The organism is Chitinophaga sp. W3I9, assembly GCF_050434025.1.
In the GTDB taxonomy this organism is placed as follows: domain Bacteria; phylum Bacteroidota; class Bacteroidia; order Chitinophagales; family Chitinophagaceae; genus Chitinophaga.
On the sequence record NZ_JBNPWC010000001.1, the window covers coordinates 7,315,288 to 7,341,374 of the forward strand.

General features: G+C 46.6%; 20 protein-coding genes and 2 tRNA genes. 7 read left to right on the plus strand and 15 right to left on the minus strand.

Going from position 1 to position 26,087, the window contains the following annotated elements:
* Positions 1-150: 150 nt before the first annotated feature.
* Positions 151-221 (plus strand) — tRNA-Gln (locus QFZ51_RS29635).
* A 446-nt stretch (positions 222-667) separates the two neighbouring features.
* Positions 668-1,264, plus strand: coding sequence for an RICIN domain-containing protein (locus QFZ51_RS29640; RefSeq protein ID WP_429051068.1), 597 nt, complete (start codon positions 668-670; stop codon positions 1,262-1,264).
* A 307-nt stretch (positions 1,265-1,571) separates the two neighbouring features.
* Here the strand turns inward: QFZ51_RS29640 and QFZ51_RS29645 are convergent, their stop codons facing one another.
* The 6 genes from QFZ51_RS29645 to QFZ51_RS29670 form a co-directional block, all read right to left on the minus strand.
* Positions 1,572-2,006 carry a nucleotidyl transferase AbiEii/AbiGii toxin family protein gene (locus QFZ51_RS29645; protein ID WP_429051069.1) on the minus strand — a complete coding sequence of 145 codons (435 nt, stop codon included), beginning with the start codon at positions 2,004-2,006 and terminating at the stop codon, positions 1,572-1,574.
* 28 nt (positions 2,007-2,034) lie between these two features.
* Positions 2,035-2,424, minus strand: a complete 390-nt coding sequence (locus QFZ51_RS29650; RefSeq protein WP_429051070.1) for a nucleotidyl transferase AbiEii/AbiGii toxin family protein — start codon at positions 2,422-2,424, stop codon at positions 2,035-2,037.
* Position 2,425: 1 nt separating this feature from the next.
* Positions 2,426-2,791 (minus strand): DUF6088 family protein, encoded by a 366-nt coding sequence (locus QFZ51_RS29655; protein WP_429051071.1) that lies wholly within the window; start codon positions 2,789-2,791, stop codon positions 2,426-2,428.
* Positions 2,792-3,000: 209 nt separating this feature from the next.
* Positions 3,001-4,341 (minus strand): SusD/RagB family nutrient-binding outer membrane lipoprotein, encoded by a 1,341-nt coding sequence (locus tag QFZ51_RS29660; protein ID WP_429051610.1) that lies wholly within the window; start codon positions 4,339-4,341, stop codon positions 3,001-3,003.
* A gap of 103 nt (positions 4,342-4,444) precedes the next feature.
* Entirely contained in the window at positions 4,445-4,840 is a 396-nt protein-coding gene (locus QFZ51_RS29665; RefSeq protein ID WP_429051073.1) for a hypothetical protein, read from the minus strand.
* Positions 4,807-7,641 (minus strand): SusC/RagA family TonB-linked outer membrane protein, encoded by a 2,835-nt coding sequence (locus QFZ51_RS29670; protein ID WP_429051074.1) that lies wholly within the window; start codon positions 7,639-7,641, stop codon positions 4,807-4,809. The genes QFZ51_RS29665 and QFZ51_RS29670 overlap by 34 nt, the downstream gene beginning before the upstream one ends.
* Positions 7,642-7,857: 216 nt before the next feature.
* Here QFZ51_RS29670 and QFZ51_RS29675 point away from each other — a divergent pair, with 216 nt between their 5' ends.
* From QFZ51_RS29675 to QFZ51_RS29690, 4 genes are all read left to right on the plus strand, one after another.
* Positions 7,858-8,097, plus strand: coding sequence for a hypothetical protein (locus QFZ51_RS29675; protein ID WP_429051075.1), 240 nt, complete (start codon positions 7,858-7,860; stop codon positions 8,095-8,097).
* A 24-nt stretch (positions 8,098-8,121) separates the two neighbouring features.
* Entirely contained in the window at positions 8,122-8,547 is a 426-nt protein-coding gene (locus QFZ51_RS29680) for a hypothetical protein (RefSeq protein ID WP_429051077.1), read from the plus strand.
* A gap of 352 nt (positions 8,548-8,899) precedes the next feature.
* Complete coding sequence (locus QFZ51_RS29685; RefSeq protein ID WP_429051079.1) at positions 8,900-9,748, plus strand: hypothetical protein; 849 nt, start codon at positions 8,900-8,902, stop codon at positions 9,746-9,748.
* Positions 9,749-10,037: 289 nt separating this feature from the next.
* Entirely contained in the window at positions 10,038-11,639 is a 1,602-nt protein-coding gene (locus QFZ51_RS29690; RefSeq protein WP_429051081.1) for an NAD(P)/FAD-dependent oxidoreductase, read from the plus strand.
* A 65-nt stretch (positions 11,640-11,704) separates the two neighbouring features.
* On the opposite strand, the gene QFZ51_RS29695 is transcribed toward QFZ51_RS29690, so the two are convergent.
* The 9 genes from QFZ51_RS29695 to QFZ51_RS29735 all read right to left on the minus strand — a co-directional run bounded on the left by QFZ51_RS29695 (position 11,705) and on the right by QFZ51_RS29735 (position 25,185).
* Positions 11,705-13,102, minus strand: a complete 1,398-nt coding sequence (locus tag QFZ51_RS29695; RefSeq protein WP_429051083.1) for an alpha-L-fucosidase — start codon at positions 13,100-13,102, stop codon at positions 11,705-11,707.
* A 37-nt stretch (positions 13,103-13,139) separates the two neighbouring features.
* Positions 13,140-14,765: a RagB/SusD family nutrient uptake outer membrane protein gene (locus tag QFZ51_RS29700; RefSeq protein WP_429051084.1), complete on the minus strand. Its 1,626-nt coding sequence runs from the start codon at positions 14,763-14,765 to the stop codon at positions 13,140-13,142.
* A 29-nt stretch (positions 14,766-14,794) separates the two neighbouring features.
* On the minus strand, positions 14,795-18,136 hold the full coding sequence (locus tag QFZ51_RS29705) for a SusC/RagA family TonB-linked outer membrane protein (protein ID WP_429051086.1): 3,342 nt from the start codon (positions 18,134-18,136) through the stop codon (positions 14,795-14,797).
* A gap of 163 nt (positions 18,137-18,299) precedes the next feature.
* Positions 18,300-19,277, minus strand: coding sequence for a FecR family protein (locus tag QFZ51_RS29710; protein ID WP_429051087.1), 978 nt, complete (start codon positions 19,275-19,277; stop codon positions 18,300-18,302).
* Positions 19,278-19,337: 60 nt separating this feature from the next.
* A complete protein-coding gene (locus tag QFZ51_RS29715) occupies positions 19,338-19,910 on the minus strand; it encodes an RNA polymerase sigma-70 factor (RefSeq protein WP_429051089.1) in 573 nt (190 codons plus the stop codon).
* Positions 19,911-20,037: 127 nt separating this feature from the next.
* On the minus strand, positions 20,038-22,488 hold the full coding sequence (locus QFZ51_RS29720) for a gliding motility-associated C-terminal domain-containing protein (protein ID WP_429051091.1): 2,451 nt from the start codon (positions 22,486-22,488) through the stop codon (positions 20,038-20,040).
* A gap of 361 nt (positions 22,489-22,849) precedes the next feature.
* A tRNA-Gln gene (locus QFZ51_RS29725) sits at positions 22,850-22,920 on the minus strand.
* A gap of 50 nt (positions 22,921-22,970) precedes the next feature.
* On the minus strand, positions 22,971-23,447 hold the full coding sequence (locus tag QFZ51_RS29730) for a DUF4126 family protein (RefSeq protein WP_429051093.1): 477 nt from the start codon (positions 23,445-23,447) through the stop codon (positions 22,971-22,973).
* A gap of 94 nt (positions 23,448-23,541) precedes the next feature.
* A complete protein-coding gene (locus tag QFZ51_RS29735; RefSeq protein ID WP_429051094.1) occupies positions 23,542-25,185 on the minus strand; it encodes an FAD-dependent oxidoreductase in 1,644 nt (547 codons plus the stop codon).
* 244 nt (positions 25,186-25,429) lie between these two features.
* Between QFZ51_RS29735 and QFZ51_RS29740 the strand changes: the two genes are divergently transcribed.
* Positions 25,430-26,083: a FadR/GntR family transcriptional regulator gene (locus tag QFZ51_RS29740; RefSeq protein ID WP_429051096.1), complete on the plus strand. Its 654-nt coding sequence runs from the start codon at positions 25,430-25,432 to the stop codon at positions 26,081-26,083.
* Positions 26,084-26,087: the final 4 nt, after the last annotated feature.

Here is a 26,087-nt window from a genome sequence, read left to right on the forward strand (position 1 = left end):
TTGACTTACAGCTGCAAGTATAAAAGAAGCCACTGAATTGGCGCGTCAGTATATGATTTTCAGTGCTTTAAGGATCTTTTTTTGAGAAAAAAGGATTAAAAATTTGGTAATTATCAGAAATGTCATAATTTCGCGGTCCTGATTTACTATTGCCTGATAGTATAACGGTAGTACGACAGACTCTGACTCTGTTTGTCTTGGTTCGAATCCAGGTCAGGCAACAAAAAGGTCCGCTATGACAGCGGACCTTTTTTATTGGGGAAAGCGGTATTGATAGTATCACGTGATACTATCAATACCGCTAAAGATGACGCCTCCATATCAGATTACCCACCAGATTCTTCAACTCATTGTCTCTATTTCAGAGAAAATCGGGGAAATTAAGACAACAGCCGGCTAAAATCACAAAAACTTGATCGTAGGCAGCCCCATTGGTGTGGATGGCGCGATCAGTGATGATGAAGCTCTGGATTGGTTTTGTATAGTAATTATCAAGCAGAATATTTATTGAAAATTCTTCCGGTTTATAATTACATTAGGTGTATAGGTAACCAATTTAAAAAATAAAAATCTCCATGTGATCCTATGTACTATGACAAGAACCCAGTCATAGCAACTTATTGTACATGTTAACTATAATCAACATTAATTTTTCTAAACAAATTCCATGAATTATTGTAGCAAAATCATTTTAGTGTTGGCCATTGTTGCCGGACAATCCCTGATGACATCCTGCCGGAAAGAAATAGCAACACCAACTCCTGAAGAGACCCCACTGGTAAACAACACTGGTAAAACATCCCCCGATGGATCATTACTCGGGTACCCGAGCCAGTCCATTGCAAATGGCATTTATCAGTTAAAGGCAGTTCACAGCGGCAAAGCCATGGATGTAGATCGCTTCTCCATGGAGGATGGAACCCCTCTGCAACAGTTTACCTGGAACGGCGGTGATAACCAACACTGGCAGTTTACTTACCTGAACAATGGCTATTATAAAATAACAGCGGTACACAGCGGTAAAGCCATCACTACTACAAATGTCTTTCCTTCCGAAGGTGGACAAATCATTCAGAAAGAATGGGCGAATTTAGTATCCCAGTGGTGGATAGTAAATGACCTGGGTAACTACCAATACTCCATCGTACATGCTCTGAGTGGCAGATCGATCGGTGTTGCTGGCGGTGCCACCTGGGACGGTGCTAAATTAGTTCCACAAATATGGTACTCTTCAAACAGCCAGAAATGGTTTATTGCATACTGATACAGATACCTATATTATTTTAAACTAAAAGATGCCGGCTTCAATAAGGAGCCGGCATCTTTTCATTGACGTTGGACCAGGGCAACACCCGCACATCGGGAAAATTAATACCTCGCATTTACAAAAGGTGGCCGCTAACAGAAGATGGTAGTACCATCCTATTAATTTTGTCGTTTAAATTGTTTAGTTTTTGAATGAGGGAATCAAAATCCTCCGACTTACCATATATCATCTCAGAGCGCATTGTGGCATAGTCAGCCCGATAAATTTCTAAGATTTCTGCTGGAGGTCTGAAGTTTATCATAGTTCACCCCTTTCTGACGTATCCAGTATCGCCGGTGTAATAATAGTTTTTCATAAACTGTGGATCGGTCAAAAGCTGATCTGCAATTCCTTTGTCATCCATTCTGATTAGATCGAATAAATGCCTGGACCCGCGTTCCAGCTTAACATCTTCGGGTAAAATCTGCCTTTGATTAATAATTTGAAATTTTTCATGAAGTAGGAACATCTTTTCCAATAGCGTCTTCATTGGATGGGTAGCTCTTATTTTAGATAACTGCTCCGCATATCTGGGATTAGGAAAATGTTGCCAAAGAAGAGATTGAATGTCCACTGTCTCAAATGGTTCAGTCAGGGATCTTACACTAAACTCAATCTTTACTTCATTTTTCAAATAAGGGTGGGGCTCAAATAAAGAGCGATACCGTACATAAATTGTTTGAGGATCTTTGTCCCGCATTAGAGGATCTATTGCTTCGGCGAACAATTCAATGTTGGCAAGATCTAATCCTGCCCTGTTGTAGACTGACTGCCAATTCTTTAATTATAGTATCCGTAGTAAATGCACATCCTTCCCTTTTCAATCCCTTTACATAACTATGGGTAGGCTCATCCTTATACTTTTTACCAAAAGCTTCCGGGGACAGGGCTATATCTATGTCTTCAGAAAAACGCTCAATTAATCCAAACCCTTTACTTAAGGATGTACCACCTTTAAAAATAAAATGTCCTTCATTGGGGGTTGTAAAAAGTGCTTTAAGTACCAGGGTTACCCACCAGTCCTTTTCAATTGCAACAGGAATCACTCCCGATTTAACAGCAGCCTGGTTGAGTGAAGTTCGTCTTTGGGCATCTGTAAGATTTAGCCATTCGATCATTCTAATCGCTTAATAGATGTATAATAAAGTCATAAACCTGGGCAGGAGCTAAAGCCAAATCTTTTGTCAGTGCCTCACTTTTCTCGGTTTGAAGAATTTCCTTAATTCTTTTTTCAAATTCTGCTGAGAGATTTTTGGTTCCAATTTCTATGAGACCTAGTATAACAAGGCTACTTAACTCACCCTCAAATGCCATCTTTTTGGGAGTAGTAGGTTTAAACTCAATATACAAATTGCCCATTTTGATTTGCCTGCGCTCCCCGTCTGTTAAATAGGTCATTTTTGTTGGCACTTGAGTAGTAAGCCCTAATTTGTGCAGCGCCTGAGATAGAGAAAATAACGAACCCAAAAAGGACTTCAAGGTCAATACGCAAATCCTTCAAACATTTGAAACTAGGTAGAACAATAACAGCTTATTAAAAGCTGTTATTTACAGATACAGTATGAATATTATCAGGTTTGTTATATAATAAAAGTAAGATCCCTGTTAAATAAATAGCTGGTAATTCCTTTATTCGCCGCAAAATAAGTGGCGAATAAAGGAGCTATTATCCGCAGTCATATTCCAAAGCCCTCCTACCTCTCCACATCCCACCATACTCTCCCCGTCAAATCATCCTTGCCATGCAGCCCCGGCTGCGCGGCAATAGCATCTTCCACATGCTTGGTATTCACATTGTGCTCCGAAAGCGGGTATCCCTGTCTCCGCGGAATAGGCGTGTTATTATTGTCCGGCGCAGGCGTCAACACAGGATAGCCTGTTCTTCGCCATTCTGCCCATGCTTCATAGCCATTCATATACAAATGCACCCAACGCTGATACGCAATCTGTTTAATGGCAGTAGCGGGATTATAAGCTACTTCCGGGCGTGCGAGATAAGCGGCAACACCGGTGGAAGAGCCCGTCCATTGATTAATGGAGGCGGTAACAGCGGCATTGTAATCCAGCAATGCAGCGGCATCGCCGCCGGGGACCCATCCCAGCTTCGCTGCTTCTGCACGGGCAAACAGCGCCTGCGCATAGGTCACCAAATAAACCGTAGCATCCTGTTTACGGATAGCCGTGCCCTGGAAAGACACATTGCCCGCTGGTATATTCTGCGCCTCGTTTCCCTGGAGGCCGTAAGGCATGCCCACATAATCGCCACTGCCGGTGGTGCCTGCATATACTTTCAAACGGGGATCGCCCAGCGGCTTCATGTAATCTACCAGTGGCTTACTGATGCAATACCATCTGCGGCCCTGCACAGAATACACGTAATACCAATAGTTCTGGTAAGCTGCTTCTCCCAGGTGCTGTGAAATAGCGTTGTCGTCGTTACTGGTAAAAATGCCATCGCTCAGTGCTGCCGCAAATTCACGCTTGCCCCAGGCAGGATCTACTTTCGATAGCCGCAGTGCCATCAGCGCATGCAGGGTGCCTGCCAGGCGTTTCCATTTACTGATATCACCATAATATAGCACATCGCCTGCTGCTGCAGTTTTACTGTCTTCCAGCTGGGCGGCAGCTTCGGTTAATTCCTTAAACAGATCTGTATAAATATCTTTCTGGCTGTCGTAAGCAGGATCTATTTTTTCACGTCCCAGTAGTGCTTCTTTATACGGTACATCTCCCCAGCGGTCTGTAATGAACCAGAAAAAATAAGCCCGGAGTATCCTCGCTACTGCTTTCTGATTATTAGCGGACCCTTCATCTTCATTAAAGTGAACGGTTTTAATGATCTTGTTCAGGTTCATCAAAGCGTCCGCATAGAAGCTGGAAAATTCAAAGGAGATGTTGATATAACGGGAAGCATCTGTATACACTTTTTCTGAAAGATGCTGCACATACAACAACCCATAAGGAGTGGCCATGGTAGTATCCATTCTAAGGATGGCATAGGTAAGCAACTTCGGATTGGAAAAAGTATCCGGCAGATTCGGGGTTGCGGTTAATACTGTCTGAAAACTTGGTGCAGGATACTAACGTAAACGCAAGTACGATAACAATATATAATAGCTTCTTCATGATAGTCTGGGTTTACAGCGAAATGTTAAGATTAATGCCAAAAGAGCGGGTGGTGGCTAACTGACCTGTTTCCAGCCAGCTGATAGACGACCGCCCGGTGGAAAGCTCGGAAGGATCAAGCCCTTTCGGCGCCTGCTGGTAAATCATAAAAGGATTACGTGCAATAAGCGCTACATTAATGCTGTTGAAAGGCATTTTCCGGTGCACCTCACGACTAAACGTATAGCCTACACGGAGTTCCCTCATTTTAATATAGCTGGCATCATACAACCATTCTTCATATACCGATGTGCCCAGCACCGTACGGTAATACGATTTTGCGTCTACATAAGCAGTCACCTCCTCCCCTGTTACACTGGAAATACCATTTACTTTCACACCGCCGCCATCTGCCAGCGGATCACGCACATTCTTTCTCCTTTATCATTAATGGCTGCTGTTTCTTCTGCCTGGCCGGATTTAACACTCAGCATTTTTGTCCAGCTGAAAAATTGTCCGCCCGACTGGAAATCAATCATCGCCGATACATCAAACCGGCCGATACGGAAACTATTCAGCCAGCCGCCGGTGAAATCCGGTACCACGCTGCCAAAATTGTGGTTCTCTTCAAACATCGGTAAATTGGCCGCATCCAGTAATATTTTACCCGTTTTAGCATCCCGCCGATAAGCATTCCCTACCAGGGTGCCAAATGCAGCGTTTACATCCGCATTCAGGTAAACGCTTACCCGCGAATAGGTATTCACATCCAGCTGCAGGGTATTTATACCGGGATACAATTCCTTTACCAGGCTCCTGTTCCTGCTCACATTCAGCGTGGAATTCCAGTTGAACACTTTTGTTTGTACAGGCATGGCAGTCAAACTCAGCTCCACGCCTTTATTCTGGATCTTACCGGCATTAATGATTGTATTCTCATAACCAATAGCACCCGACACAGGTATGCTCAGCACCTGGTCAATATTCTGCTGGTTATAATAAGTAAATGCAAGCCCTAAACGGTTTTTCAGCACCTTCAGGTCTAACCCTGTTTCAAAGGAGTTACCCAGCGATGGCCTGATCTCCGGGTTATTAAGCGTGGTAGGCAGGTGCATGGGGAGGTAGGTGTTATCGTCACGTCCTTTATACGGCGCTTCCAATATATAAGATTCATAGATCTGGTAAGGGTCCAGGTCTGATCCGGCCTTCGCTAAACTGATACGGACCTTTCCATAAGAGAGCGGCTCCCATTGCAGCAACTCACTAAATACCATACTAAAAGAAACAGATGGGTACCAATAAGAATTATTACCTGCCGGCAAAGCGGAAGAAATATCATTACGTACCGTGGCATCCAGGTAATAAATGTTATCATAGCCAAACGAAACAGCTGCAAACGCACTGCGCACCTCCTTCCTGCGAAGATAATTGGATACATCCGGCCGGTCGATGGACGCGGAAAGATTATAGAAATTAACAACAGATAAACCACCCTGCGTTCTTCCCTGGATGCCGTTATAACGCTGCGTAAGCAGGTTACCGCCCACGTTAGCGTTAAAACTCAGTTTATCAAATGTTTTATTATACTGCGCCAATAGCTCGTAATTCATTTCCTTATTCTCAAATTTCGCTTCGTAGTATTCATTGATATCCCTGCCCCCGTAAGCCTTGCGCTGATCAATGCTCTGCGTATACATATCACCTCTCACGGCGCCGCTTACTTTCAGGCCCGGTAATACATCATAGCTTAGTCCTACATTACCAAAGAAGCGGTCGCGCGTATCGTGATTAAGATTCTCGTATGCTTCAAAATAAGGGTTGTTCCAGTCGCTGCCCGGCTTCTTCAGGAAATCAGGATCATCAATATCTTCATGATTCCAGTGATAAAAAGTACCGTCAGGATATTTATACTGCTTTAACCGGTTCATATCCAGCGACCGCTCAAACCACTGATAAAAGTTGCGCGAACCCTGGTAATATCCCTGGGCCGGGCGCAAGCCTTTATTGTTGGCGTAATTGAAGCTGGTAGTCACCGTTAGTTTCGGCGTCAGGTTCAGCGAGCCATTGAAGCCCAGGTTATTTCTTTTGAGATAGGTATTAGGCTCAATACCTTTGATATCCGTATGATTGAACGACAACCGGAAAGTGGTATTTTCACCGCCACCAGACATGCTGATGTTGTTATTAAAAGTGGTACCCGTTACAAAATAATCCTTGATATTATCGGGATGCGGACTAAACGGCGTCAGCTTGCCATAATCGGGATCAGCAGGATAGAAACTATACATTTGCCTCACCGGTGTTCCATCCATTTTCGGGCCCCAGCTTTCATCTGTGCCGGAAGCCACCAACTGCTCCTGCCCGTTCACGGTAATAGTACTGAATTGCTGGCTGCTGCCTGCGCCATAGATGTTCTGCAACGGCATAAAGTTGCCGGCTTTTTCCACAGAAAAAGCGGAGTTAACATCCACGTTCATTTTTCTGTTTCCCTTACGGCCGCCTTGCCGGGTGGTGATCAGGATCACGCCATACTGTCCCCTCAATCCATATAACGCAGAAGCAGCCGGACCTTTCAGCACATTCACGGACTCAATGTCTTCGGGGTTAATGTCCTGCGCCAGGTTTCCCAGATCCGGACCGTTTCTGCCCGCAAAGTTATTATTGGAAATGGGCGTTCCATCTACTACTATCAACGGCTCTTCCTGCCCGTTGATGGAGTTAATTCCCCGGAGCTTTATTTTCTGCGTGCCGCCCATACTGGCGCCGGATGCACCTACTACCTGCACGCCGGCTATTTTACCCGCCAGGGAGCCCAGCACATTCTGTTCTTTGGTAAGTGTAAGGTTGCTGCCTTTTACTTCCTGTACAGAATAACCTACTGCTCTTTCTTTACGGGAGATACCCAACGCAGTAACCACCACCTGGTCCAGGTTCCGGGTGTCCTGTTTTAGTGTAACGGTAATGCTGCCCTTCCCGCCGGTATTTACTTCTGTTGTAAGATAGCCCACCAGCCGGAAAACCAGTGTCACATCCGTATTGCCGGCGTCCAGCCGGAAATTGCCATCGGTGTCTGTGGAGGTGCCTTTATTAGTGTTCTTTATCTGTACGCTCACGCCGGGCAGGCTTTCCCCTTTTTCCCCTGTTACCTTGCCGGTAATAATACCTGTTTGCGCAAAGGAGGATAAGGAAAAGGTACAGCACACTAATAGGATAGTGAAGAATTTTTTCATTGAATAGAGGTTAGATTTTGGTTAAGATATACTATACAAAATAGCATATTAATCTCTTAATGTCAATAGCAGGGGGAAGCTCCTTTTTCGCTTTTTCTTCGTATTTTCAGTAGAAAAACAAATCGATATGGCAAAACAATCTGGGTTATTCCAATTCACCGGTAAGTTGGATAATGTGATCGGTTACCGGAGAAATGGGAGCTATTTGTACGTACCATGCCGGTCACTGTAAAACAAACTGCCGCCACGCGGCAGGCATCCCGTAATTTCGGGATCGCCAGCAGGAAAGCAAAGCTTATCCGGCAGGCCTTTACGCCTCAACTGGAAATCAACCGCGACGGCGCCCTCGTGAACCGCCTCAACAAAGCATTGATTACCGCCGGAAAAGATCAGTGGAAACAAATAGAGGGCTTCCGGTTCAACAAACACACGGGAATCGATAAGTTCTTCCCATAGCAGCCGGTCATACAAAACGGGAGGTTGAAAATACCCGCCCAAACACTACCGCCGCAAGACGCCCTTACACACCTCGAAATAACAGTAATTGCCACACGAATCAGCTTCGTGGAACGGCGGATCACCCGGCAGCATTCCACCACCATAAAAGTGGATATCAACGCGCCCTTCAGTGGAGCAAAACTGGATGCCTCTATCCCCGGAAAAGGCATACTATTCATCGTATTGCAGGTAACCGCCCGGAAAGGAGCCGATCTCACCAGGGACCGCCGCTTTATGGCCGCAGATATCCTTTTCATCGGCACACCGGAAACTAAAAAAGAAACTCCCAAAAGGAAACAACACATACCGGACGTCAGGAAAGTATTACCCTACGCACCATCGCTCCGCAAGGAAAAAATACTCACCTCTCCTGCATTCCATACCATCCATAAACAGCAACGGGAATGAATCCCAAGCCTAAACAAACCATCAATAAACAATCCCCTTTACCCCCCGGAGCCATCGTTCCATGGAGCCGCCATGCGCCCCTGTAACACATCTCCCAAAAAAAATCAAAAATCCCCTATCCAACTACCAACAATCAAAAAAAATCATCAAAATCAAATCAAAAATCAAATCAAAAACAAAAAACAATCAAAAAACTAATCAACATAATCAGCGTAATCCTGGTTAAGACAAAATCCGCTTCAAGTCCACCTCCCATCCGTGTACACCGCGTGTATACTGTATATACACCGTATCCCCGAAGCCACCCCACCGCATACACGCAATATTTCCCCAGTTTTCCGTAATTTAACGCATGCGTTATATCACTATCTATATACTCATGCTCCTGTCCTCTATCACCACCGTGGCACAAACCGTAGCCCCGGTAGCGCTCGGCTCCCTGTCTTCCGACAAAATCAAAGAAGCCTCCGGCATCGCCTCCAGCTCCACCCTGAAAGGCTGCTACTGGACGCATAACGACAGTGGCAATAAACCAGAAGTATACCTGCTCAACAGTAAAGCGGCGCTGATCAGCACCGTGAAACTCACTGATGCAGGGAACCGCGACTGGGAAGATATCGCGGAAGGTATAGGCCCCGAAAAAGGCAAGCACTATGTATATGTTGGCGATATCGGCGATAACTCCGGCATCCGGAATCATATCCGCATTTACCGGTTCCAGGAACCCGATAAACTGCCCGCGGCACACGTGGAAGTTACCCCCGATGTGCTCACGCTGCACTACCCCAACAGCCCCCGCGATGCAGAGTCGCTCATGATTGATCCCATCAGCAAACAAATTTATATCCTCAGCAAAAGAGAAAAAGAAATAAGCCTGTATAAAACCAGCCAGCTGTTCTTCAAAGACGGCGATAAAGCTACCCTCGAGAAATTAATAAAACTCCCCTACACCTGGATCACCTCCGGCGATATCTCCAAAGACGGCCATCACATCGTTATTAAAACCCTCACCACCGTTTACTACTGGCACCGCAATACCAATGAAAGCGTGGAACAGGCCATGTCAAAACCTGCAAAAGAACTGCCTTATGTAACCGAGAAACAAGGCGAAGGCATTACCATCCTTCCCGACAACAGCGGCTATGTTACCATCAGCGAAGGAAAACACGCGCCCGTAAATTTTTATAAATGGAAATTCTGAACCGCTAACCTTTATTGCTGCCGTCGCATTTCAGTAACATCGTCTATACTTGTATAGTGCGGGCAGCCCTCATTATCTGCTGCTAACCCATATAATATACACCCTCAAAAAAAACAGGTAATTCCCTTGCCCGGAAATACCTGTCGTAAAACCATTTTTTCTACTATGCCACTAACAAACAGCTTCCACCATTTCTTTGCCCGGGGAATGCCTCTCCGGCAGGTAATTTCCGACAGGTAATTCACAACAGCTCACCTCAGAACCATTTATTCAATAACCTCATTCGCTCATGCAAAAGAAAGCTATCATCATTGGCGCTGGCCCTGCAGGGCTCACTGCTGCCTATGAACTACTACAGCGCACCAGTATCCTCCCTATTGTACTGGAAAAAAGCACAGACATCGGCGGCATCTCCAAAACGGTAAACTATAAAGGTAACCGCATCGATATCGGAGGCCACCGCTTCTTCTCCAAATCAGACCGCGTAATGGACTGGTGGATGAACATGATGCCGCTGGACAAAGAAGCCGCGGAAATATTCTCTATCAGCTATCAGCAAAAAACAAGAGAAGTAAAAGCCGCCCGCAACAGCAATAACACCGATACCCTGGTAGCTCCCGACCCCGACCTCATCATGCTCGTAAGGAAACGCCTGTCACGCATCTACTTCCTGCATAAATTCTTTACCTACCCTATTCAGCTGTCAGTAGATACCCTCCGCAAACTGGGCTTCTCCACCACCATCAGCATCATGGTATCATACCTGTGGGCACAGATCTTTCCCAGGAAAGATGAAAAATCGCTGGAAGACTTCATGGTAAACCGTTTTGGTCTTACCCTTTATCACCTCTTCTTCAAAGACTATACAGAAAAAGTGTGGGGCGTTTCCTGTAAAGCCATTTCTGCAGAATGGGGCGCACAAAGGATCAAAGGCATCTCCATCGGCAAAGCAATTTCGCATGCGGTAAAATCAGCTATCGAAGCAGGAAAGCCAAAAGACCTGAAACAAAAAAATGTAGAAACCAGCCTGATCGAACAATTCCTGTACCCTAAACATGGTCCCGGCCAGCTTTGGGAAGAAGTAGCCCACCAGGTGATTAACAAAGGCGGCACGGTGCTCATGCAGCACGATGTGAAAAAGATCCATACCTCCGGTAATAACATCACGGCCATCGAAGCGCTGGACCGCACCACCGGTGAAGTAGTGCTCCTGGAAGGCGACTACTTCTTTTCTACCATGCCCATCAAAGAACTGGTAGCCGACCTGGAAGCAAATGTACCGGGTAATGTTAGGGAAATCGCGGCAGGGTTACATTACCGCGACTTTATCACCATCGGTATCCTGTTAAAAAACCTCAGCTTCGCGGATAAAAAAACCGGCGAACACAAACCACTGGAACTGAAAGACACCTGGATCTATATCCAGGAAAAAGATGTGAAAGTAGGACGGCTGCAATTATTCAACAACTGGAGCCCCTACATGGTGAAAGACCCTGACACCACCTGGGTGGGAATGGAATACTTCTGTAATAAAGGAGACGACTTCTGGGAACTGACAGACGAACAAATCCGCCAAACAGCCATCACAGAACTTTGTAAAATAGGACTGGCCCAACAGGCAGATGTGCTGGACGCCACCGTACTCAGAATGGAAAAAACATATCCTGCCTACTGGGGCACCTATGCCCGCTTCGAAGAACTGAAAAGTTATATAGATACCTTCGAAAACCTGTTCCTGGTTGGCCGCAACGGTATGCACAAATATAATAACTCCGACCACTCTATGCTCACCGCCATGGTAGCAGTAGATAATATTTCAAACGGCATCGTCACCAAATCAAATATATGGTCTATCAACACAGAACAGGAATATCATGAAGAGAAAAAATAAAAAATCCGCAGACTTTGTTCCTGGAAATTATCTCCAGGAACAAAGTCTGCGGACAACATCCATTATTACCGTTTCTCGTTATACACGCCAAACTCTGCAATCGCAGGCGTTTCAGCGTAACCGTCTATCAGTATCCTTACTTTATTACCCCACACACGCGGAAAACGGTGAATCCTCACACGCCCCGCATTCTCCCCTGCCGACGGCAATGGCTTCCACTCCCCGTTCTCATTATACTCCAGCCTGTATTGCTTAAGACGCACTTTATCTTCCGTAATCACAATCATGTTAAAACCCTGCTGCCGGTCGAATTCCACTTCAAACCAGGGCTGCTTCACCGCGGGGTTCGACTGCCACGTGCTTCTGAAACTATCGTCGTTTGCAAAATCCATGATGTTCATATCACTGCTCCAGCTGGAATTGGCCGCCTGGTGCTTGGCAATATTAGGAGAAATAATGGGAGATGCATACGCAGGTAACGCCGCTACCGGCCCGTCATTTTTCCATTGTTTGCCCACTTGCTTTAATGTTTCCAGCGCATTGTTGTCAATCAATCCATCCCGGTTGGGCGCTACGTTTAAAATGAAATTACACCATGCTTTATTGAAAGGAACAATGTTCTCATTTACCAGTCTGTCCACACTCTTCACCGGCGTAGTAGGGAAATCAGCTTTCCAGAACCAGGCAGTATTGATAGGCAAACAGGACAGCGCCGGTAAACGGTTATTATCAGTGGAGATATGCTGACCCGCACCCTGTTCGTAGGATTTGATATCGGTATAAAACAAAGCCTCCGCAGGGTACTTGGCCGCATTCAAATCCATCACGAGGCATTTGGGCTGCAGCCTTTTGATCAGGCCGTAAATTTCCTCAAAAGGAACATCATCATAGGAAATCCTCGACCACGGCGCGTCCCAGCCGTCGATGATCAACGCCGTAATGTCGCCATAATTAGTGAGCAGTTCAGTGAGCTGCGCTTTGATCATCTTAATATGCTCCTTCGTAATTTGCCCCGGCCTGATTTTATGATGCGTATCCAGGATGGAATAATACAGCATCACCTTCAGTCCTTTCGCACGGAAAGCAGTGGTATACTCTTTTACCACATCCCTTTTCAACGGGCTGTTCATCACGTTGTAAGGAGTTGTTTTGGTATCCCAGATGGCAAAACCGCTGTGGTGCTTTGTAGTTAAACAACCATACGACATGTTCGCTGATTTGGCTGCTTCCGCCCACTGATTACAATCCAATTTCTTTGGATTAAAAATAGCCGGCGAGGCTTCCGGATCGGCCCAGTCATCATCCATAAAAGTAGGAATATTGAAATGGATAAACATACCGAAACGCAGATCTACAAACTGCTGCTGCAATGCAGTCAGCGACGGCGTTTGCTGCGCTCCTGCCCGCCCCGTTATAAGTAACAGTGCTGCTGCCAAAATGCTGATAACCTGATTCTTTTTCACAAGCTAATGAGTTAAAATATCAAAAAATAAAAAGTACCTACTTCCATTCAGGTTGTTGCGCCAATTTGCGGCCCTGATCCAGTATGCCCTGTGGTATTGGCCATACATAAAATTTATCCGTAGTAAAATGCCGGTCTTCCAGCTTTGTTTTAGGATACTTATTTGTTTTGCCGCCAGTGGCAGGAATATCCGTTAAACCGGCAGACGCATCTATGGTGTAGATAGGCCCGTTCAATGCCTGCTGGCCAATCCTCCAGCGCAGGATATCGAAGTAGCGGTGTCCTTCACCAGCCAGTTCTATCCGGCGCTCATGACGGATAAAAGTACGCAGCGTTTCCTTGCTCATACTCCATCCGTTGAGGGCAAAAGTGGCAGCTACATCGGGCATGCCGGCACGGCGCCTGATTTCATTCAGCGCATTGGTAATATCTGCAGATGGCCCGGTAGCTTCGTTAGCTGCTTCTGCATACGTAAGCAAAACTTCTGCATAACGAAGGATCTTCCAGTCGTTGCCACCGTTATCGCGCGATTCCAGCTCCGTTTTATCGAAGATCTTCTTAAAGGCGTAGCCGGTGTATGTTGCTTTATCACCGCCTATTTTATCCAGCGTACTGTTAATAGGATCATACATCTTGGCATTTGCTAGTGTGCTGCCCGGGTAATAAATAGTAGCGTTTAAACGCGGATCGCGGTTCTTCCACGGTGCGTGCACATCATAGGCAGGGTCTTTGGTGTAAGGATAATAACCGGCAGCGCTTTCATAATCATCTACCAGCGAAGGCAAAGGATTCAGGTAAAGCGTACCGCCTGAAACGGAATTCACACCGGCAATATCGCGCAGGCCATTGGGGCGTAACTCTTTTACGTGGATATAACTGATGATGCTTTCAGCAGAATAATCTCCCTCCTGCTGAAACAGGTTATAATAATCAGGATACAGGGAATACACCTTGCTGTCAATTACCTTCTTTGCTTCCGCAGCAGCGCCTGCATAATCGCCGGTATATAAGAGCACACGTGCTTTCAGTCCCCAGGCTGCCCCCTGCGTGAAGCGTCCTTTATCATCACCAGTGTAAGATGGCGGCAGGTCCGGCGCAGCTTCATCCAGCCATTTGATGGCCTGGGCAATCACCAGGGCTTTCTTGTCCTGCGGCACATCCGACTCCGCGGGAGTAGCAAATACTTTTGTCACCAAAGGCACATCCCTGAAAAGCGTAGCCATTATAAAATAGCGGTAAGCCAGCGATACCTTCACTTCTGCTTTTAATCTTTTCTTCAACCCCTCGTTCATATCAGGTACTTTGTTCACACGATCCAGGAATTCGAGGCAATGCCTCACCTGGTCGTATTTCCATTCGTCACCAAGATTACCGGTGGTGGCTACAAAAGTGCTGTTGCCAATCAGCTGTGCATTGCGAAGGGTATTTCCCCAGGAAGCCGTTTTGGAAAAAGCGTTGTCGCTCATTCCTTCATAGCAAACAAAAAAGTCGGCCGAAGGAAGGAACTCATATACCCTGGAAGCAAACTTCACCGCATCCGATTCAGTGGTCCAGTAGGTGTCATCAGAGTATTGATCCAGCGGCGCACGGTCGAGGAAATTTTTAGAGCAGGCAGCCAAAAGGCAGCAGGCGCATAATATAGTGAAGATGTGTAGTCGTTTCATGTTGTTGTTGTTTTGCAGTGATAGCGTCATCAGAATTTCAGGTTCAAACCAAAGGTGTACGTCTTCATTTGCGGGAAGTTTACACCCGACTGCCAGTTGTCGATTTCCGGGTCAAAGTTTTTCGGGAAACGTTTCGACTTCAGCGTCAGCGCATTTTCCATCATGAAATAAAAACGGAGCTGGCCAATCTTCGCACGCTGCAAAATATGCGTGGGCACATTATATCCCAGTTGCAGGTTCTTTAAACGTACATATTTTGAATCATACAGCCACCAGTCGGAAAGATCGTAGTTCACGCTCAGGTCCTGACGCATCAATGGATAGCAGGCGCCTTTATTCTCCGGTGTCCAGGAGTCCATCAGGTCGGTGGTAAAGGAACCGCCGTAGTTGAACGGGCTCACGGCATAGCCGGTGAGATAGGTTTTGTTTTTCAGCACCCCCTGGAATAACATGCTCAGGTCAAACTGCTTCCAGGAAAAATTGGCGTTCACGCCAAACATCACATGCGGGTCTGCATCACCCAGTATTACACGGTCTTCCGGGGTAATTTTTCCATCGCCGTTGGTGTCCTGGTATTTGATATCGCCGGCTTTATTCTGCGGCTTATAGGTAGGCGATGCTTTCACTTCCTCGTCGGACTGATACAGGCCAAGCGCTTTATAGCCGTACCAGGTCCACCGCGACTGACCCACCATGACAGGGTTTTCCTGCAATACATCCGGTGTGCCGCCCAGGTCGAGGATCTTGTTGCGGGAATCGTAGATATTCACCATTACGCCATACTTCAGCTTATTATCGCGGTTCTGGTAGCCGGCAGATACTTCCCATCCCCAGTTGCTCATGCGCCCCAGGTTCATTACGGGGGCATCACGGCCAAAGGTCGACGGCACACTGGGCGTTAATAAAATCCCGGTGGTCTTCTCTTTAAAAACATCAGCGGTAAGGGTAATTTTCTCATCTAAGAATCCTGCATCCACCCCGATGTTGCCGGTTACTTTTTCTTCCCAGGTAAGATCCGGGTTAGCGGTATTGTTATAGTAGGTAGTGGTTTGCGCCTTATCGTTGAAATAAGAAGCGCCGGTACCTATCAGGCTGGCCCAGGAATAGATACCACGTGTATCCGTTCCCGTTGCATTCTGGTTACCTACTTTACCGTAAGAGCCACGCAGTTTCAGGTTGCTGACAATATCAGACCCTTTCAGGAAATCTTCTTCCGAAATTCTCCAGCCGGCAGAAACAGAAGGGAAGAATCCCCAGCGGTTATTCTTGAAACGGGAAGATCCGTCGTACCGGCCGTTTACTTCCAGCAGGTAGCGGTCTTTAAAGCTGTAAGACAACCGTCCGAACATCGACTGGATCGCCCACTCATACGCACCGCCGCCGGTAGTCCACTGGTCCTTTTCCATACTGCCGCCGTTGATGACGTGAATATCATTATTCAGAAAATCCTGGCGGCCCAGGGAATAGGAGTCATATTTCAGGCTTTCCTGGCTGTATCCCAGCAGGGCTTTAAAGTCGTGCTGCTTTACCTGTAATCCATAATTAAGCGTACCAATAAAGGTTTGGTTAATAGTGGTATTATAATCGTCGTTCAGTGAATTGGGCGATTGCTGGGTGGTAACGAGGTTCTCCTCGTCATCATACAGCTTGTAGGTAGCCCTGAAAATTTTATGCTTGATATCGCGGCTGTTATAAGAATACTGTCCTTTTACCGACAGGTTTTTAGCAATGCCGTAATCCAGGGTCAGGTTGGTATTAAAGTAATTGTCTTTGTAATTTTCAAACCCGCCGTGATTGATAATTGCCACCGGCTGGGAACCACCGCGGTAGCTTCTGTCGCGGCCCTGCGGTGTATACGCCCATTCTGTAGGGTTTAAAATATACGCCCAGTGCATGGCGGTAGTGTAAATACCGGCGCCTGCAAAGCTTTTAGGGGCATTCATATACACGGTATTGATCCCAAACTTCAGGTTATCCAATATCTGAGTATTCACGTTTACCCTGGAGGTAAAGCGCTCGTTCATGACGCCTTCTACCAGTCCTTCCTGTTTCAGGTATCCCAGTGATACAAAGTAATCTGTATTTTTTGTTCCTCCGGAGATGCCAACGTTATGTTGCATCTGGAGTGCGTTTTCTTTGAAGATGGTACTGATCCAGTCGGTGCTGGGCAATTCGCCGCTGGCGTATTGCTGGATATTGGCGTCAGAAAAACGCACGGTGGCATCAGGATTATCATTCAGCTGGGATTCATTCCATTTGCGCATAAAGGATACCGCGTCTACCAGTTTTGGGAGATAGGTAGGCTGCTGTACGCCTGCGTAAGCATCGTATGCGAGCGAAGGCTTGCTGTTCAGTTTACCTTTGCGGGTGGTAACGAGTATTACCCCGCCGGAAGCGCGCGCACCATAAATAGCGGTGGCAGAAGCATCTTTCAGGATACTGATGTTATCGATATCCTGGGGGTTTACGGTTTCCAGCTGACCGGCCACGCCGTCAATCAGCACCAGCACGGGGTTGCTGGATAAAGTGCTGATACCGCGGATATTCAGTTTGTTGTTGTTGGTGCCGGGCATACCATCGGTTTGTTGTATAAACAAACCAGGTACTTGTCCCTGTAAAGCGTTTACCACGTTAGGCACGGGCCTTTCCGCTACTGCGGCGCCTTTTACAGAGGATACCGCGCTGGTAAGACTGGCCCTTTTCTGGGAGCCATAACCTACTACTACAATTTCACCGAGCTTTTTGGTGTCTTCCGTGAGTACGATACGGAGCTGGGTGTCCTTACCGCTGGCTATCTCCTGGGTATTATATCCCATAAAAGATACGATGAGCACCGCGTTTTCAGGGATGCCTTTCAGCACGTATTCTCCTTTTTCATCGGTAACGGCTGCCATGGAAGCATCTTTTACACGAACAGATACACCGGGCAGGGGTTCATCTTTTTCATTCACCACCTTCCCGCGGATGTCTTTGTACATCAGGCCGGCATCAGCGTCCAGCAGCATATTCGCCAGCATTTCATTGCTGCGGCGGATGATCACTTTATCATCTGCTATAAAATATTCCAGGGAAAACGGCGCCAGTAGCTCTTTTAGCACATTGCCTACTTTCTGGTGCTTTGCCCGGATAGTTACCACGCTGTTAAAGATCTCTTTGTTAACCGCATAGCTGAAAGAAAGATTGGCGCTGGCGCCTATCTCATCCAGGGCATCATGCAATGCTCCTCCTTCCACTTTCAGCGTAATTCTTTTTTCAAGCAGTTGAGCTTCGGTATGCTTGGCCAGCAATGTTAGTGTGGTACTACATACAACGACTACAATACACAATGACATTTTCATTAGCATGCCTATTACAGGTACACATTTTTTCATACTTTTACGTAGATTAAGGTTGAGTAAAAACTAGCTGCCATCGGTTACCAGGCCAGTGTGGCATACTAGCGTTAAGACTTAACTTTCAGCCTCCCGCAAGGGAGGTTCTTTTTATGTAGGTGGCGCTTCTTTATGCATAGGTTGGTGGTTTATTTCATAACGTTCAGCATTCCTTATCCTTCCTGATGATGTAGGTAGTACCGTTGTGCTCCAGGGTAGCATTGAGCGACAGGCACAGCTGCCGCAACGCTTTCTCCAAAGTGCCGTTGGTATTAAATTCCCCGAAATAAAAACAGTTGGAAATATCTCCTGTGATCTCAATTTTTACATTGTAATAATATCCCAGCTCGGCTGCTACTTCACGCAGGCCCGCCCGGTCGTATTTCAGGATGCCCTCGCGCCGGCTCAATAAATTGCCGGTGGCTACCCCGTCTTCCTTCGTGATCTTCCCCGTTGCCTTGCTAAACACTGCCCGCTCGCTGGGAGATACATGCACCGCGCTATCTGCGTTGCCTACCGCCACTTTACCCGTTAACACCGTTACCGCCACATCCGGCTGCGCATCAAATGCCCGGATGTTAAAGGAAGTGCCCAACACCCGCGTATCTACACGTCCGCTGTGAATAATAAAAGGCTGCGCCGCATTGGTAGCTACCTCAAAAAAGGCTTCGCCACTTAGTGTAAGTTCACGACGTTCTTTCCCGAAAGCATCCGTATATTCCAGCCGGGAGGCCGGGCTAAGCCAAACAATGCTACTATCGGGCAGGAGCATCTTTTTATGTTCTCCGGCTTTAGTGGCTACTAATTGCTGTTGGGAATGAGCGGACGTTTGCACCGGGGGGCGCTGGAAATACCACCAGCCGGTGGCTATCAGCACCAGCACAACGGCTGCTGCCGCGGCCACCTTAGCCCACCAGATGCGTTTTACCGGCGCTGTTTCCGGCTGCGAGGTTCTGATGCGCAATAATAGCTGCTGCTCCATTTCTGCCTCCAGCAGGGCTTTAGCGCCAAGCTGCGCTTCATCCCATTCGGTGGTAGCCTTGAAGCTGTGATAGTAATTCATTAATGATTGCATCTCCTCCGTGCTCGCCGATCCGTCCATCCATTTATCTATCAATGAAAAAAACTCCTGTCTGTTCATACCGGGTATTTTATCACTAGTGACAAAAAACAAGGCCTACCCCCAAAGCAGGGCAAAAAATTATTTATTAACAAGCAGGAGAAGCAGCAAAGCATAGCCCAGGGCGGACCGCAACTTACGGATGGCAATATTGATCTGGTTTTCAACGGTTTTCACCGAAACATTCAGCTGTGTGGCGATCTCTTTGTGGGAAAGATGTTGGTCCCGGCTCATCCGGAATATGATCCGGCATTTCTCCGGCAAGGTGTCTATCAGGGTATTCAGCAGGGATTGCAGCTCTTTTACGGCGAGCTTACTTTCCGGCGAAGCAGCTTCCATCCGCTCCATCATATGATCAAACAACTCCTCTCTCACCGGGTTTTGCCGGATATACCGGAATACCTTGTAACGGATGCTGGCAGAAAGATAAGCTTTCAGGGAAACGGTTAATTGAATGCGATGGGACTTTTGCCACAGCTCTGTAAACAGCTCCTGTACCAGGTCTTTACAGGCTTCTTTATCTTTCAGCACCTGGTAGGCCGACAAGAACAGCGGTTCCCAGTGCCGCTTATACAACAGGGTGAGCGCCTGTTCATTACCCGACTGCAGCAACAACAACAATTCTTCATCTGTTTGCCCCTCTATGGCCGGCATGGCTGATATTTATTTTTTATGGTGAAGGCGGAATCCCGGGGTAAATATAGAGTTTAAATGATTATGCTTTGGGCAAAAAAGATGAGTGGTTATTTCGCGCCGGCTGGGGCATTTTTAATTATGCGGACTATTTCAAAAGCGTAAAGGCGCCTTTTTGCAGAAGCATTTGGTTTTCAAAACCATAATACGAATACTGAATAAAATATACATATGCACCTATTGGCTGCAATATACTTTTGTAACGCCCATCCCAACCAGTTTTGGTATTATTCGTTTCAAATATCATTTCACCCCAGCGGTTATAAACGGCCAGGTGATATTTGGCTACTCCATTTATTCTTGGCCTGAAAACATCATTTATTCCGTCATTATTAGGTGTAAAGGCATTGGGAACGTATAAGGTTCTTATATTGGATACCGTTACATTCAAGGTATCTGATTTAATGCAATTCAGCCCTGTTTTGGTGGTTACAATGTAGGTGGTATTCTGTAAAGGCATTGCAATTGGATTGGGGCAGGTAGCACAACTTAAACTTTCCGCGGGCGTCCATTCATAATCGGGCGCATTTACCGCAGTAAGCGAAATCGTTTCTCCCATATTTATGGCTATATCGTTATTAAGGATCTGCACACGCGGATATATATTATTCACCAGGTTGATGATGGTGTCCATACTGCATTTATTAACATCCAGGATCTTTAAATCATAACTGCCGGCGCCTAAGTTTTCAATAGGAGCCGTTGTTTGCATACCCTCCCAGTACAAATCATATGGAGGTGTGCCGCCTTTTATGTCAGTTAGTACCTTTCCTATCTTCCTGTCGCAAAGGTCATCCTCTGTCAGTACCTTCAAATCTATTACCCCGGGAGCCACTATCTCCAGGTAGGCACTATCCAAACAAATCCCGTTGCGGGTATACACCATGTAATTACCGGGAGCCATGTCCGTTAAAACAGGTTGCGATTGAAAAGGTTGCCCCTTGATAGCATACTCAAAAGGCGGTACTCCTTTTTGTACATTTATGGTAATAGTGCCGTCTGTTGTGCCATTGCAGGTGGGTGGTGTGGAGGAAGCTGTTGTTTTGAGTAGTCTGTCTTCCGCTATATTAACCGCTAAGGTGCTGGTAGTAGCACAACCGTTTTTATCCGTTACCTTAAAAGTATAACTACCCTGTTGCAATTGATCAAAAAGAGGGTCTGTTCCCGGAGTGGCGCCATCAATGGAAAATGTATAAGGGGCTGTTCCTCCGGTGGCGGCCAGTTTTATTGCGCCCTGCTTCTCATTACAATCAATATCTGTAATAGTGCCGCTAACAGCTATCTTATAAACGTCTACCTGTACCTGGTCTTTCGCGGTGCATCCCCCGTTACTTACTTCCACTTCATAAACACCGGGTTGATCAACTGAAATTTTCTGGCTGGTTTCACCGGTATTCCATTTATAGGAAGAAAATCCGGCGCCGCCATCTAACTCTACCACTGTGCCGTCACACACTAATTTGTCGGCACCCAGATTGACTACCGGCACTGGCAATACTACTATATTTTTACAAAAGGCGCTTTCTGTTAGCGTAAATTCATCCTTTAGCAGATTAATGGTGTAGGTACCGGGCTGGTTATAGGAGAACACCGGAGGCTGTTTTGTATTGGCAGAGGGAATGCTGGAATTATTACAATTACTGAATACCAGCCTGGACAAGGTATTGTTATAGGCATTGGTAATAAAAGCATACAGGTTGTTTCCTTCCCGGAAAACGGTAGAAATCGAATGGGGGAAACTGAAATTTCCATTGGCGGCGATGGATGTTCCGGTTAATCCGAACGGCAGCTGGCTATTGATTCCATCTTTGAAATCAATTCTTACCATACTGTTGTCTCCCCTGTTTACTGCAAGCGCGAATATATTACCACAATCATGGATGAGGGACAGATCGCGGGGACTATTCAGTACATTGTCGGGATTACCAAGATTTATCCCGGTGGGAGTATTGGAAAGGGAAGTACCCAAATCCAGCCTGGTAATGGAGGAAGATCCTTCATTGGTAACAAACAAATGCCACTCTCCGTTTTCTTTCATGGCAAAAATGCCGGTGGGATGATCCATTACACCAAGATTACCAAAATTAGTAGCCACCGGTATATTACTGAATGAAGTACCAAATTCAAACCTGGTAACCGTATTGTTATAATAATTTACTGTAAATCCGTACCAGTTTCCATTTTCCTGTGTGATATACAAGTCAACCGGGTAATTCAGCGAACCTATATTTCCCCAATCTGTCTGGCCAGTCACCGCGTTAGCCAGTGAGTTACCTAAATCCAGTTTTACGATTTTTGCCGTGCTGGGATCATTGCCTCCTACTATTATTATATGCCAGCCAGTAGCATCTTTCACCACCTGCAATCCTTCGGTAGTATTGGTCAGCAATCCTCCAAAAGTTCCAAGATTTTGTGAAACCGGCGTATTCAGCAGACTGGTACCAAACGATAGCCTCACCAAATTACCAATGTTATTGGTGTAAAAAGCATAGTAGTTAGGCCCCTCTTTCGCAGTCACCAAAAACACAGGTAAATTCATTAGCCCTCCAATATTTCCCAGATTTGTAACCTGTGGTGGATTATATAACCCGCCTGAACAGAAATTCCATAGAAAAGTATTTCCTCCAACAGAAGTGTTAGTTATCTTGACGGGCATATTTACACAAACGGTATCCGGCGCAGTGAAACTGGCCTGGCCAAATAATTGATTGGTTATCAGGTTAAAAACTATGATACAAAAAAAATACAGGGATATACGCATCAAACTATTGGGCTAAATTTAACTCAAGCTACTCAACCTTTCTGAATAAAAAAAGCCCGCTCTAAAAACCATGTGATCATATCACCGTAATCCCAAACATAAAAAAGCCACTACAAATTGTAGCGGCTTTCAATTATTGTTGCCCAACCAGGATTCGAACCTAGACAAACAGAACCAAAATCTGTCGTACTACCATTATACTATTAGGCATTGTTCAATGGGGATGCAAATGTAGTTTTTTTCTCTATGAAAACAAGTATTTATCTTTTCCTCCTGATAGACAATGCCGCGATACCCACTGCTACAGCATCTTCCAGCCCGCCCACCGCTGCATCCCGTATATGGAGTTTCCTGCCGGTAGCCTTGCGTAAATAGAAAAATGCGTATGCTGCGACTACTGCTGTCACGCCGCCAATCAACGCCCCTTTCCAGGCTTTCTCACCTCGCGCCTGGTATATAGTAGCTCCTGCCAATGCACCGGAAAGCGCCCTGCCCGTAATACCGGTAGCGGCTATACGATTTGGTGTACCCGGTGCTTTATCTATCACCAGTTCCCCGGCGGCCATGGTTTGTAAATAACGGGAAGTCACGTTTTTTTGCATAAACCCCAAAGGCGACTTACGCAGCTTTTCCGAAGGTTGCCGGCTAACAAAATAACTGGCAAAAGCGGGGCCCATCGCGCCGCGCATTCCGGTAACAATACCCAGGCCAATAGCCCGGCAAATAGTAGGTATCATAGCTTTTTTCATACCGCAGCAGCCGCAATCATTGTGCCATCCATGCCGCTTTGCTTCTGCCCGCTGCGGCATGGATGGCCATTGAAATAGTAAGCTATCGCGCTGATAAGCGCTGATGGTCTTTCTCCAGTTGTGCCTTCAACTGCGCATAATCCACTTCCTGTACCGCCTTGTTTCCGTTAATGGCCAATACCGCCGCCGTGGCAGCACTCTGACCCAGGATCATAAACACCGGCTCCATCCGGATAGAGCCATAGGCAATATGTGACGCCGACATACATACCGGCACCAGCAGGTTACTGCACTCTTCCCGCTGCGGAAGTATGGATCCGTAAGATACCTGGTAAGGCTCCTTAATATCCACACCGATGTCGCCTTCATTCTGCACATACCCGTCTTTTTTCACATAACGTTGCGCATTATGCGCATCCAGGGTATAGGAACCCATCCCGATCGATTGCGGCACAGGACTTTCACCAAGTACCGATTGCTGCGTCATCACATGCATGCCTTTCATCCGCCTTGCCTCGCGCACATACAACTGGTGCGGCCAGTTCTTGTTGTCACGGAATTCATCGGCCGACAATCCCCATGTTTGCATGCGTTGCTGAATAGCGGCCGGCACACGGGCATCGTGTGCAAGGAAATATAATAAGCCCTGCTGATACACTTCATGCTCATGGATAATCTCCTTCCGGCGTTCATACGTAGCTTCAGGATAATCGTAGTTCATGCCAATGTTATCAAAACTAAAGGGACCGTGATTGTTCACATCTGTTTTATGGTTGGGGATGGGATCAAACTTATTGAATACTTCGTTCCAACCGCTGTCCAGCACACGGATGAGTAATTCATACTGCGTGGCATCATATCCCTCCGGCTTTGGAAAAGGAATGCGGTTGGCAGGTTTGTCGGTCAGGCACATACGGAAACAATATGCCTGGATCTTTTTATCTGCCGCTCCTTTTTCACCGGGGTCTTCGCCGGAAACACGGGGCAGTAATCCACTTTTCGCATCACCGGGAATGCGGTACGGACTAATGTTTTGCTTGAAATGATGCCCGTGATGTAACACACCGGTTTGCACGCCGTTCCAGCTTTCGCCATAAGTGGCTACTGCTTCGCGTCCTACCGTGTAGCTTACGCCGGCAGCCGCCATCAGGTCGCCTTCATAGGTGGCATCAATAAATACTTTACCGCTATAGGTATGCCCGCTCAGGGTAGTAATCGCCGTTATCTTTCCTCCTTCCTTTTTTACGCCCTGCTGGCGATCCAGCCATTCGTCGCGGTAAATCTTAATATTATTCTCCCGGATATAATCTTCAAATACCTGTTCTGCTACATGCGGTTCAAAGATCCACATGGTGCGCTCCGTACCATCCATTGCCGGCGTGCCCTGGCCTTTATTGCCATACTCCGCCTGCTGTTGCCAGTTCCAGGCGGCAGGTTGCTGGTAGTGCAGCCAGATGCGGTGGTAAAAGTCGCGGGCCAGCCCCCCGATGACTGATTTATTGCCGGTATCGGTAAAACCAAGTCCGCCGGCCGAAAGACCGCCCACATGTTTATCCGGCGATACCACGATCACCGTCTTACCCATTTTATGCGCCTGCACCGCAGCCACAATCGCGGCCGAAGTGCCGCCATAAATAATTACGTCGGCCTTATCCACCGGCGCTCCTGCCCGGGAAAATAAATAAGGGATCACCAGGATCGTTGCTAACAGGACTATTTTTCTCATGTCATAAATTTTTTAAGATATGCGGGATAACTTTTCTTTCCTGATACTAAACGCGGAATGGCAACAAATAACCACTGTATTATAATTTCTTCACGTGGAATCCAACTCGCGTGGAAAGTAAACGGCAAAGCTAAATTTACAATTTCACGCTGTACCCTGCAACCAGCTAAATTATCATGACGAAAAAAATAAAACATCAGATGTTTAAATAAACATCATACCTTTGTAGGGTAAATATAAATTTATGGAGCAACCATCCAAATTGTCGGACCGCGTGATCAACGCCATCCAGAAAGATATCTCCCAGGGGAAATATAAACCCGGCCAGAAAATACCTGCAGAACCCGAGCTGATGGTACAATACGCGGTAGGCCGCTCTACCGTTCGTGAAGCCATTAAAACACTCGCCATGATGGGCATCCTGCGGGTGCAGCAGGGCGCGGGTACGTTTGTTAATGAAACCGTGCAGGCGGAATCGCTGGACCAGCGGCTCAGGCGGGCCGACTTCGAAGAAATTAACCAGGTAAGGCGCATGCTCGACTATGAAATGGTGAAACTGGCCGCAGAAAACCATACCAAAGAAGATCTCCACCAGCTGAAATCATTACTGGAACAACGCAAAAAGGCCATCCTGGAACAACAGTACCAGCAATGCCTGGATGCCGACATCGCCTTTCACACCGCTATAGCAAACGCTTCAGGTAATAATGTGCTGGCCGATCTCTTTCGCAGCTTCACTGCTGTAATCCGCGACTTTTTCACTAAACGCGATACGCAAAGTATCAGTCACTTTGCCATCAGCCACCACCTGCATGAACAATTATACAAAGCCATTAAAAGTGGCAACGCCAAATTATCCCGGCAGGTAATGGAAGACATACTGGACAATAATTATTAAATAT